Source organism: Alicyclobacillus acidoterrestris (assembly GCF_022674245.1).
Taxonomy (GTDB): Bacteria; Bacillota; Bacilli; order Alicyclobacillales; family Alicyclobacillaceae; genus Alicyclobacillus; species Alicyclobacillus acidoterrestris.
On record NZ_CP080467.1, the window covers coordinates 1 to 12500 of the forward strand.

Below are 12500 nucleotides of genomic sequence, written 5' to 3' on the forward strand. Positions count from 1 at the left end.
ATGAGTGCGCGCACGGATACGAAATACTTCGATGGCCTCTGGAGCCAAGTGCTGGCCATGATGAAGGAGCGCCTGTCAGGTCCAACGTTCGAAACCTGGTTCGAGGGTACGAAAATCTTGAAGTACGACGCGGCGAATCATTCCTTGTTCGTCTATACGCCGACGCCGTTCGTCAAAAACTGGATTGAGGAGCATTACACGACCACAATTCAAAACATGATTATCGCACTGACCGAACAAGAGTATCGAATCCAGTTCGTCACCGATTGGTCGGAGGAAAAACAGGACACGTTGCCTGTTCGTCAGCCGTCCAGGCCTGAACTATACGCCCAACCTGACACAGAAGAAGATCAGTCGCAGGGCGCGCTGATTTCGAGATACACATTCGAGACGTTTGTCATCGGCGCCAGCAACCGATTTGCACACGCCGCGTGCCTTGCTGTGGCAGAGCGCCCTGCTCAGGGCTACAACCCGCTGTTTATCTACGGCGGCGTCGGTCTCGGCAAAACTCACTTGATGCACGCCATCGGACATTATGTAAAAACACATGATCCGACGGCAAAAATTTCATATCTGTCGTCTGAGAAATTCACCAATGAGTTCATCACAGCCATTCGCGACAGTCAGACAGAAGCGTTTCGCAACAAGTATCGATCAATCGATGTCCTGCTGATTGATGATATTCAGTTTTTGGCCGGCAAAGAATCGACACAGGAAGAATTCTTTCATACGTTTAACAGCTTGCACGAAGCCGGCAAACAAATTGTCATCAGCAGTGACCGGCCCCCGCGAGAGATTCCAACGTTGGAGGATAGGCTGAGATCGCGCTTCGAATGGGGATTAATCACGGATATTCAGCCGCCCGATTTAGAGACGCGAATTGCGATTTTACAGCGCAAAGCACGCTCCGAGGGACTGGAAATCCCCGAAGAGGTGTTGTCGTACATTGCCAATCAAATCGATTCAAACATTCGTGAACTGGAAGGCGCTCTCATTCGAGTGGTCGCTTATTCCTCGTTGGTCAATGAAGACGTCACACCAGAGCTGGCCAAGGCGGCACTGAAGGACATTATCTCGCCAGACCGCATCCGAACGATTACCGTTTCCCATGTCCAAAAGGTCATTGGCGATCACTTTGGTCTGAAAATAGAAGACCTGAAAGGAAAGAAGCGCACGCGAAATATCGCCTTTCCTCGACAAATTGCGATGTATCTGACACGAGAGCTGACAGAAATGTCCCTGCCGAGAATTGGTGAAGCGTTTGGCGGGCGAGATCATACAACTGTGTTACACGCCTGCGAGCGGGTCAATGAAGAGTTGCAAAAGGACGCCGAATTGAAAGCGACGTTAGAGCGTTTGGCGCAAGCGATTCGTACCCTGACCTGATTGTCCACATGTGGATAACGTTTGTCCGAAAAACTAATGCACATATCCACAGGTTTATGAACAGGCTGTTGATTGCTAGATTCCATAGGTGAGTCGGTTATCCACATATTCACCGGCCCTATTACTATGATTACGATTTTAGATATATGATCCTAGATCCTCATTCTATATACTTTAGTGAGTACATCATTGGCTGAACGTGATGCGGAAACTTGGAAGGGGTACGCCATCGTGATGCGGTTTTCCATTCAAAAATCGGCATTAATGCAAGCTATTCAAATTGTGTCAAAGGCTGTCGCTGTTCGCACGACCAAACAAGTGTTATCCGGTATATTGCTAGAGGTTAGCAACCAAGAAATCGTTGCGACCGCGTATGATATGGAATTAGGAATTCAAACGCGGATATATGCCTCTGACGACAATCAATTGACGGTTGAACAAGCCGGTTCCATTGTCCTTCCGGCGAGATATTTCTCAGAAGTCATTCGCAAATTGCCAGACACAGTCATTACTATGCAAGTTGCGAACAACTATATGACAGAAATTTCGACGGCGTCTGTTGAATTTCATTTGCATGGGATTGACGCAGAAGAATTCCCTAAACTCCCGACTTTTGTCGGTGTGCAGGGATTACAGATTCAGGCTTCGATGTTGGATGATCTCATTCGAACCACGGCATTTGCCACCGCAAATACCGAAGTGCGCCCTATCCTGACCGGAATCAACGTTCAATGCAATCATGAGCGATTAACCTTTACGGCCACCGACGGCCTGCGAATGGCAACACATTATGTCCACTTGACGGATGCCCCTGTGTGGCAAGCTGTGATTCCAGGTAAGTCAATGCTCGAGTTGAGCAAAATTCTGCCAACCGACGACTCTGTTGTGGAATTGTATCTGACTGAAAGTCACAGTCTATTTGTCATCGGAGATACGCGCTTCTATACACGGCTCATCGATGGCACCTATCCAGATACGTCTCGCATTATCCCAACGTCTCACAAGACAGAAATTACGGCTGCGGGACAAGCTTTATTAGGCGCCATTGATCGTGCTGCGCTCATTGCGCGAGATCGAGACAATCATATGGTGCGCATGGAAATTCAAAATGACACCATCACGGTCAGTTCTAACTCGCCCGAGATTGGTAATGTCTCCGAAACCATCACCGTCGAACAAAAGACAGGGGATGACTTACAAATTGCCTTTAACGCGCGATATGTCTTGGACGCATTGAGAGCACTGGATGCCGCTCAAGTGACTGCGCGGTTTAACGGAACGACACAAGCGTTCGTCATTGAGAAGACAGGGGACCAAACTATGCTGCAACTGATTTCCCCTGTGCTTTGGAGGTAATTGACAAAGTTTATGGAAATTCGATTTTCCGGGCCTTACATCACCGTCGGCCAATTGCTCAAAAAACTGGATATCGTATCTTCCGGCGGAGAGGTCAAGATCTTTCTCGAGGAAGGTCGACTTTTTGTAAATGGGGAACGCGAAACGCGGCGCGGTCGGAAACTCCTAAACGGGGATACGGTGCGCATTGGCAGACAGACGTATACGTTAAAGGGCGACCCGAATGCATCTGACTGACTTAACGCTGGTCAATTTCCGGAATTATGACGAGCAAACCCTTCGTTTGTCCGAACATGTGAACGTGTTTTGCGGTGAAAACGGGCAAGGAAAGACCAACGCACTTGAGGCCATTGCATTATTGGCAATTGGGAAATCGCATCGAACGGCGAAAGATAAGGACTTGGTGCGCTGGAATCAAGAACAAGCAGTCGTCGACGGCGTTGTAGAAGCGTTACATGGGCCGCGGCGACTGCGCCTTGAACTTGGCGCATCGGGTCGAAAAGCTTATGTGAACCGCGTTCAACAAACAAAAATGACGGATTTTGTCGGTCATTTTCAGGTTGTCTTATTTGCACCTGAAGATCTTCAATTGGTCAAAGGCGGACCCAAGGAGCGTCGACGGTTTATCGATGTCGAGCTCGGTCAAACCCAGCCGATGTATCTACACCATTTGTCGAACTACACACGAACGCTCGCCCAGCGAAACAAACTTTTGAAAAATGGCATAACCGACGACGCCTACCTCGCCTCTTTTGACGAACAGTTAGCCGTCTATGGCGCACATGTGATTCTACGGCGGCTACGCTTTTTGACGCAGTTGCAGCCAGTTGCTCACCAGGTATACGTCGATATTTCCGAAGGTCGGGAAGACTTTGATTTTCGGTACACATCAACAGTGCCACGCGTGAGCACGGAGTTGTCCATCGACGATATCGCCGAACAATTTGCGCGGGCATTGGCGGATCGCCGGCAGATGGACCTTCGCATGGGCTATACAACCGTGGGACCACACCGCGATGACATACAACTTTTTCTCAACGGACAAGATGTACAAAGTTTTGCGAGCCAAGGTCAACAGCGGACTATCGCGTTATCCTTGCGGCTTGCCGAGATCGACTTTATTTACAGGGAAATAGGCGAGTATCCAGTACTCTTGCTGGACGATGTGTTGTCGGAACTTGACGATACGCGTCAGCGCAATCTGGTGTTGTCGATGAGTCGCAAAGTGCAAACCATCATCACGACGACCAGCCTATTTCACCTGGAACACGAGCTGACTTCAGATGCCCGCCTGTTTCAGGTGGCTTCTGGTATAATAACGGAGTGAAACGTCTGAAACGGCGTAAACTGGGTGATTCTGAAGCCTATACAGCAGTGGAACGTGACATCGTACCAGCGCGTCGGTTGGTTTGCACTGACCGACCTTCTGGTGCGAATGTGGAGGGAAACTAGTTGGCGGATACACGTACGGAACAAGTTTATGATGAGTCTCAGATAGAAGTCCTGGAGGGCTTGCAGGCTGTTCGCAAGCGTCCGGGCATGTATATTGGCTCCACGAGTGTAAAGGGACTTCACCACCTCGTGTGGGAAATTGTCGATAATGCGGTGGACGAGGCGCTCGCTGGCCGTTGTACGCGCATTATTGTGCAAGTTCACGAGGACAACAGTGTCACAGTCATTGACAACGGCGCCGGGTTTCCTGTGGGGATTCACCCAAAGACCGGTCGGCCGGCCGTCGAAACGGCACTGACCGTGCTTCATGCAGGCGGTAAATTTGGCGGCAGCGGCTACAAGGTGTCTGGCGGGCTTCATGGCGTCGGCGCATCGGTCGTCAATGCGTTGTCTTCGTGGCTCAAAGTGGAAGTTTGGCGCGACGGGCACGTATACGTGCAAGAGTACGAACGCGGCGTTCCCAAGTACGATTTGAAAGTGGTTGGAGATACCGACAAGCACGGTACGAGTGTTACGTTCCTGCCGGATCCGGAGATTTTTACAGAGACGACGGTGTTTCAGATTGAAACGCTGCAGCATCGCCTTCGCGAGTTGGCCTTTCTCAACGCGGGATTGGCGATTGTGCTGGAAGATCAGCGCGAAGGTGGCAAGACGCAGGAATTTCACTACGAGGGCGGCGTCAAGGAATTCGTCAGCTATTTAAATAAATCCAAAGATGTCCTGCATCCAGACCCGGTGTTTGTCGAGGGCGTCAAGGACGATGTCACCATCGAAGTGGCCCTGCAGTACAACGACGGCTATGCTTCGACGATTTACTCGTTCGCCAACAACATCAACACAGGTGAAGGCGGGACGCACGAATCTGGCTTCAAGAGCGCGCTGACTCGCGTGATTAACGATTACGGCCGAAAGAACAACCTGATTAAGGGGAGCGAGAGCAACCTGACAGGGGACGATGTCCGCGAGGGGATTGTCGCTGTCGTCAGCGTGAAAGTTCCAGAGCCGCAATTTGAAGGACAGACCAAGACCAAGCTTGGCAACAGTGAGGTTCGCGGTATCGTCGAGAGTCTCTTTGGCGACAAGCTGCAGACATTCCTCGACGAGAATCCATCGGTTGCGCGCAAAATTATCGACAAGTGTGTCACCGCGGCACGCGCGCGGGAAGCGGCGCGCAAGGCTCGCGAGTTGACACGGCGCAAAAGTGCACTGGAAGTCAGCAGTCTGCCAGGTAAGTTGACCGACTGTGTGTCGAAGGATCCAGAGCGATCGGAAATCTATCTGGTGGAGGGTGACTCCGCAGGCGGATCGGCGAAGATGGGGCGGGATCCACAGACGCAAGCCATTCTTCCGCTGCGCGGAAAAATCATCAATGTGGAGAAGGCCCGGCTGGACAAAATCTTGTCCAACGAGGAAATCCGCGCGATCATCACAGCTGCGGGCACCGGTATTGGCGACGAATTCGATCTCTCGAAGGCGCGTTACCACAAGGTGGTCATTATGACGGATGCCGATCACGACGGCAGCCACATCCGCATTCTGCTATTGACCTTGTTCTATCGCTTTATGCGGCCGTTGATTGATGCGGGTTACGTGTATATCGCGCAGCCCCCGCTTTACAAGATCTCAAAGGGGAAAACGGTCCGCTATGCGTATTCTGACGCGCAACTCGAAGCCATTTTGCAGGAGACTGGCCGTCAGGGTGTCGGCATCCAACGGTACAAAGGTCTCGGTGAGATGAATCCGGAGCAGTTGTGGGAGACCACGATGGATCCGGAATCTCGGACCTTGCTGCAAGTGACGATGGAAGACGCCATGGATGCGGATATGATCTTCAGCACGCTGATGGGGGATAAAGTGGAACCGCGCCGCGATTTCATCGCGGAACACGCGCGTTATGTCCGCAATCTGGACATCTAATCGACTCGAGGAGGAATCTGTTTGGCAGACGAAGAGAACCGCAGTGTACTGCCGGTTGATATTAGCCAAGAGTTGCGAAATTCGTTTATGGATTACGCGATGAGCGTCATTGTCGCTCGCGCGATTCCAGACGTTCGCGATGGATTAAAACCTGTACACCGCCGAGTCTTGTACGCGATGTACGACTCCGGCATGACACCAGATAAACCGTATAAGAAATCCGCCCGTATCGTCGGCGACGTGCTCGGTAAATTCCACCCGCACGGCGATTCGTCGGTCTATGACGCCTTGGTCCGGTTGGCTCAGGACTTCTCGACTCGTTACCCGCTTGTCGACGGTCACGGGAACTTTGGATCGATTGATGGCGACTCCGCAGCGGCGATGCGTTATACAGAGTCTCGCATGTCTGCTATCGCCCTCGAATTGCTCCGCGATATCAACAAAGAGACCGTCGACTTCATGCCGAACTACGATGAGACGGAGCAGGAACCGACGGTTTTGCCAGCTCGCTATCCAAACTTGCTGGTCAATGGATCATCCGGTATCGCCGTTGGTATGGCGACCAATATTCCGCCGCACAATCTGCGTGAAGTCATCGACGGCGTCATCAAGTTGATTGACAATCCAGATGTGACGATCGAAGAGTTGATGAAGTCGATTAAGGGTCCTGATTTCCCGACAGGCGGCATCATTTTGGGTCGGGAAGGCATCCGCAAGGCTTATGAGACGGGCCGCGGCTCGATTCCGGTCCGCGCGGTCACGCACTTTGAGGAGATGTCTGGCGGCAAGACGAGAATTGTCATCACACAGTTGCCGTATCAGCAGAATAAGGCGCGTATCGTCGAAAAGATTGCGGAATTGGCTCGGGATAAGAAAATCGACGGCATCACCGATTTGCGCGACGAGTCGGACAGAAACGGGATGCGCGTCGTCGTGGAACTTCGCCGCGACGTCCGCCCGCAGGTGGTGCTGAACAACCTGTTCAAACATACCAGTCTGCAGACGAGCTTTGGCGTCATCAATTTGGCCCTGGTCAATGGCGAGCCAAAGGTGCTGACGCTCAAGCAGACGCTGGTTCACTATTTAAATCACCAACGAGAAGTCGTTCGCCGTCGTACGCAGTACGATTTGAACAAGGCGGAAGCCCGCGCACACATTTTGGAGGGCTTGCGCATCGCGCTCGACAACCTCGATGAAGTGATTAACCTCATCCGGGCTTCGCAGACGGCAGAGATCGCAAGAGAAGGTCTCATGACGCGCTTCTCCCTGTCGGAAGAGCAAGCGCAAGCGATTCTCGACATGCGTCTGCAGCGGTTGACCGGTTTGGAACGCGAGAAGATTGAAGCGGAGTACGCGGAGTTGCAGGCGCGCATCGCGGAATTGCGATCGATTCTCGCTGACGAGCAGAAATTGCTTGGCGTCATTCGCGAGGAATTGCTCGAAATCGCCAATAAGTTTGGCGACGAGCGGCGGACGAAGATCAGTGCGGCTGAGGGCGAGATCAGCGACGAGGACTTGATTCCGATGCACGACGTCGTCATTGCAGTGACGCACCGCGGCTATATCAAGCGCATCCCGCTCTCGACGTACCACAGTCAGCGGCGCGGCGGTCGCGGCATGTCGCTGATGGGGACGCGCGACGAGGACTTTATGGAGCAGCTCCATGTGACCTCGACGCACGATTACCTCCTGTTCTTTACGAACCGCGGCAGGATGTATGCTATCAAGGGTTACGAGGTGCCTGAATTCAGTCGCCAGGCGCGGGGGATTCCGATTATCAACTTGCTCAACATCGAGCAGGACGAGAAAATCACGGCGGTGATCCCGGTTCAATCGCTCGATCCCGACGAGATCTCCGGCATCAACCTGTTCTTCGCAACGCGCCACGGCATTGTGAAGAAAACGGCCCTGAGCGAGTACTCGAATATTCGCAAGAACGGTCTTATCGCCATTAACCTGCGCGATGACGACGACGTCATTGCGGTCAAACTGACCGATGGGCAGAAGAACATCATGATGGTCACGCGCCTTGGGCTGGCCATTCGCTTCAACGAGAAGGATGTGCGCGCGATGGGTCGCGGGGCGACGGGCGTGAAGGGTATCAGCTTGAACGCCGACGACGCGGTTATCGCGATGGATGTCGCGGAAGATGATCACGACGTTCTCGTCGTCACCGCCAACGGGTACGGCAAGCGCACGCCGGTCACGGAATACCGGGGCCAGATGCGCGGTGGCAAAGGCATCAAGACGATGCACTGCACGCCGAAGAACGGCAACGTCATTGAAATGCGCATGGTGACGCCGGAAGACGATTTGATGATTATCACGCAAAGTGGCGTCGCAATTCGCATCCACGTCAAGGACATCTCGACGCAGAGCCGCAACACGCAAGGGGTGCGACTGATCAATGTCGCGGAGGGCGATGAAGTCGCCACCGTCAGTCGCGTGATGGCTTCTGAAGACGAGGAGACAGTGGAAGAGTAATCTACTTTTCTGGTACGCTTAAAGCAAAGGAGGATATCGTCTATGATGACTAACGTCTTATGGCAGTTTCTCATTCACACTGCCGCGATGTTCCTCGCGTTTGCTACATTTGTAGGACTATGTTACATCGTCGTGGATCGGATTGTTCGGGACTAACGTCACCGGTCGGTTCACCGCGAATCGGGCGATGCACGATGCGCCCCAAAGTCACAAAAACAGCCATGGGTATTTTCCCAGTGGCTGTTTTTGCGTTTGGCGGGGGATGCGCGTGCCTAATTAGGTCTCGCGATGAAACCCATAATCGCGTTCTACTTTGCAGATTCTCGTTTGATACGCATCGTACCAGACCGCCTTGCCATTTGCTTGAGCGAGCTGATGACGCTCGTTCTCCTTCCATTGGCGGATGGACGCTAAGTCCCGCCAGTACGATATGGTAATGCCCGGAGCACTCTCCACGCCGAGGAAACCAGGTTGCCCTTGCACAAGTTCCATCATGTCTTTCGCCATATCCGCATAACCGTCACTCACGTCGGACCGCTCTGACGTAAAAATGACTGCATAGTAGGGTGGCGTTGGTGTTCTTGCGATGGTTGCCATAGGATTCATGCCTCCTTATTTCCGTTCAATCCGATCCCGATCCACCGATCATCTCGACAACACTAGTTGACAGATTGATATAGACGTGATAATCTAATCGACGTCGCTTTGGCGGCAATGTTTTTTGAAAGTGTACTATAGTATGTCGCGAGTATGTCGCGGCAGTGGGTAAAATCGTTTCTTTCATAGCTCATAAGAACTTGAACGGAATGAAATACTCACTGTTGACAACGAACGTCAGTTCGTGATATAATACTTAGGCTGCTTCGACAGAAGCGGTGCTTGCTTGAAAGAATCACTTCATCTGGTTCCTCGTTGAATCAGCTTCAGTGGGGCTTTCACAGCAGGTTTGGTTCCTTGAAAACTGAACACACACGCCTAAAAGTTTCGGTCGACGTGACCTTTGGTCACAGCGACGATTGAAACATATGTAACAACGCCATTTTTTGAGAGTTTGATCCTGGCTCAGGACGAACGCTGGCGGCGTGCCTAATACATGCAAGTCGAGCGAGCCCTTCGGGGCTAGCGGCGGACGGGTGAGTAACACGTGGGCAATCTGCCTTTCAGACTGGAATAACACTCGGAAACGGGTGCTAATGCCGGATAATACACGGGTAGGCATCTACTTGTGTTGAAAGATGCAACTGCATCGCTGAGAGAGGAGCCCGCGGCGCATTAGCTAGTTGGTGAGGTAACGGCTCACCAAGGCGACGATGCGTAGCCGACCTGAGAGGGTGACCGGCCACACTGGGACTGAGACACGGCCCAGACTCCTACGGGAGGCAGCAGTAGGGAATCTTCCGCAATGGGCGCAAGCCTGACGGAGCAACGCCGCGTGAGCGAAGAAGGCCTTCGGGTTGTAAAGCTCTGTTGCTCGGGGAGAGCGACAAGGAGAGTGGAAAGCTCCTTGTGAGACGGTACCGAGTGAGGAAGCCCCGGCTAACTACGTGCCAGCAGCCGCGGTAATACGTAGGGGGCAAGCGTTGTCCGGAATCACTGGGCGTAAAGCGTGCGTAGGCGGTTGTGTAAGTCTGAAGTGAAAGTCCAAGGCTCAACCTTGGGATTGCTTTGGAAACTGCATGACTTGAGTGCTGGAGAGGCAAGGGGAATTCCACGTGTAGCGGTGAAATGCGTAGATATGTGGAGGAATACCAGTGGCGAAGGCGCCTTGCTGGACAGTGACTGACGCTGAGGCACGAAAGCGTGGGGAGCAAACAGGATTAGATACCCTGGTAGTCCACGCCGTAAACGATGAGTGCTAGGTGTTGGGGGGACACACCCCAGTGCCGAAGGAAACCCAATAAGCACTCCGCCTGGGGAGTACGGTCGCAAGACTGAAACTCAAAGGAATTGACGGGGGCCCGCACAAGCAGTGGAGCATGTGGTTTAATTCGAAGCAACGCGAAGAACCTTACCAGGGCTTGACATCCCTCTGACCGGTGCAGAGATGTACCTTCCCTTCGGGGCAGAGGAGACAGGTGGTGCATGGTTGTCGTCAGCTCGTGTCGTGAGATGTTGGGTTAAGTCCCGCAACGAGCGCAACCCTTGATCTGTGTTACCAGCACGTAGAGGTGGGGACTCACAGGTGACTGCCGGCGTAAGTCGGAGGAAGGCGGGGATGACGTCAAATCATCATGCCCTTTATGTCCTGGGCTACACACGTGCTACAATGGGCGGTACAACGGGAAGCGAAGCCGCGAGGTGGAGCAAAACCTAAAAAGCCGTTCGTAGTTCGGATTGCAGGCTGCAACTCGCCTGCATGAAGCCGGAATTGCTAGTAATCGCGGATCAGCATGCCGCGGTGAATCCGTTCCCGGGCCTTGTACACACCGCCCGTCACACCACGAGAGTCGGCAACACCCGAAGTCGGTGAGGTAACCGTTATGGAGCCAGCCGCCGAAGGTGGGGTTGATGATTGGGGTGAAGTCGTAACAAGGTAGCCGTATCGGAAGGTGCGGCTGGATCACCTCCTTTCTACGGAGAAACAAGGCTTTTAGGTGTTGTGTGTTTGGTTTTGAGGGAGCCAACGTCTCATATGAGACAAGGTAAACTCAAGGCGCGTTTCAAGGTGCAAGGAGTCCAAGGAACGAGGACAACGACGGACTGAGCGTACAAATGTACGTGAGGGAGTGGTTGGCTGAGTGACGCAGGAATCCGAAGCAGATTGGAAGGCGCATGTACCTTGGCAACTGAATATGGAACAACCTCGAAATAGTAAACCGGTAACCGAAATGCGAGTAACAGGTAACAATAGCCGGATAACTGGATGAAGTGACTGGTGTAAGTCAGTCATGGAGTCGAAACGGTGAAGTTAGGAAGAGCGCACGGAGGATGCCTAGGCGCCAAGAGCCGAAGAAGGACGGGGCGAACACCGAAATGCCACGGGGAGCTGTAAGCGAGCATTGAGCCGTGGATGTCCGAATGGGGAAACCTGCTAGTGTGAAGCGCTAGTACCGTACACTGAATCCATAGGTGTACGGGGGCAACCGAGGGAACTGAAACATCTAAGTACCTCGAGGAAGAGAAAGCGAATGCGATTCCGTCAGTAGCGGCGAGCGAAAGCGGAGAAGCCTAAACCGGATGCGTGGTACAGACTGCAGTCGATGCGCATTCGGGGTCGAGGGGCTGTTGGCGGCAACCTGCAGGGAGCCAGCAGGAAGCAATCCGTAGGAGAACGGCATGGGAAGGCCGGCCATAGACGGTGAGAGCCCGGTATCCGAAACGGAATGTGGAATGTGCAACAGACCCCAAGTACTGCGGGACACGAGGAATCCCGTGGGAATCTGGGAGGACCACCTCCTAAGGCTAAATACTCCTTGGCGACCGATAGCGGATAGTACCGTGAGGGAAAGGTGAAAAGAACCGCGGGAGCGGAGTGAAATAGAACCTGAAACCGTGTGCTTACAAGCAGTCGGAGCATTCAAGAGATGTGACGGCGTGCCTTTTGTAGAATGAACCGGCGAGTGATGATGGCAAGCAAGGTGAAGGCGAAGGAGCCGGTGCCGAAGCGAAAGCGAGTCTGAATAGGGCGGATAAGTTTGTCGTCATCGACCCGAAACCGGGTGATCTACCCCTGGTCAGGGTGAAGTGCGGGTAACACCGCATGGAGGCCCGAACCCACTGGCGTTGAAAAGCCAGGGGATGAACTGGGGGTAGGGGAGAAATTCCAATCGAACCCGGAGATAGCTGGTTCTCCCCGAAATAGCTTTAGGGCTAGCGTCAGGGAATGAGTTGTGGAGGTAGAGCACTGATTGGGTGCGGGGCCCGCGAGGGTTACCAAGCTCAGTCAAACTGCGAATGCCACAATG

7 protein-coding genes and 2 rRNA genes (1 of these 9 running past the window's edge) are annotated in these 12500 nt (G+C 53.0%); 8 read left to right on the forward strand and 1 reads right to left on the reverse strand.

Features of this window, described 5'->3' with window-relative positions:
- From dnaA to gyrA, 6 genes are all read left to right on the forward strand, one after another.
- Entirely contained in the window at positions 1 to 1386 is a 1386-nt protein-coding gene (gene dnaA / locus K1I37_RS00005) for a chromosomal replication initiator protein DnaA (protein WP_021296360.1), read from the forward strand.
- Between the two features lie 189 nt (positions 1387 to 1575).
- Entirely contained in the window at positions 1576 to 2742 is a 1167-nt protein-coding gene (gene dnaN / locus K1I37_RS00010) for a DNA polymerase III subunit beta (RefSeq protein ID WP_236613869.1), read from the forward strand.
- Entirely contained in the window at positions 2743 to 2979 is a 237-nt protein-coding gene (locus K1I37_RS00015) for an RNA-binding S4 domain-containing protein (protein ID WP_021296358.1), read from the forward strand.
- Entirely contained in the window at positions 2966 to 4069 is a 1104-nt protein-coding gene (gene recF, locus K1I37_RS00020) for a DNA replication/repair protein RecF (protein WP_021296357.1), read from the forward strand. Before K1I37_RS00015 ends, recF begins: the two co-directional genes overlap by 14 nt.
- A gap of 125 nt (positions 4070 to 4194) precedes the next feature.
- Complete coding sequence (gyrB, locus tag K1I37_RS00025) at positions 4195 to 6111, forward strand: DNA topoisomerase (ATP-hydrolyzing) subunit B (protein ID WP_021296356.1); 1917 nt, start codon at positions 4195 to 4197, stop codon at positions 6109 to 6111.
- A 21-nt stretch (positions 6112 to 6132) separates the two neighbouring features.
- Entirely contained in the window at positions 6133 to 8595 is a 2463-nt protein-coding gene (gene gyrA / locus K1I37_RS00030; RefSeq protein ID WP_021296355.1) for a DNA gyrase subunit A, read from the forward strand.
- A 276-nt stretch (positions 8596 to 8871) separates the two neighbouring features.
- Here the strand turns inward: gyrA and K1I37_RS00035 are convergent, their stop codons facing one another.
- Positions 8872 to 9192 (reverse strand): antibiotic biosynthesis monooxygenase family protein, encoded by a 321-nt coding sequence (locus tag K1I37_RS00035; protein WP_021296353.1) that lies wholly within the window; start codon positions 9190 to 9192, stop codon positions 8872 to 8874.
- Positions 9193 to 9634: 442 nt separating this feature from the next.
- Between K1I37_RS00035 and K1I37_RS00040 the strand changes: the two genes are divergently transcribed.
- Together K1I37_RS00040 and K1I37_RS00045 are read left to right on the forward strand one after the other, a co-directional pair.
- Positions 9635 to 11166, forward strand: a 16S ribosomal RNA gene (locus tag K1I37_RS00040).
- Positions 11167 to 11496: 330 nt separating this feature from the next.
- Positions 11497 to 12500, forward strand: a 23S ribosomal RNA gene (locus K1I37_RS00045) (it continues 1940 nt past the right edge of the window).
- Together the 16S and 23S rRNA genes form the textbook arrangement of a ribosomal RNA operon.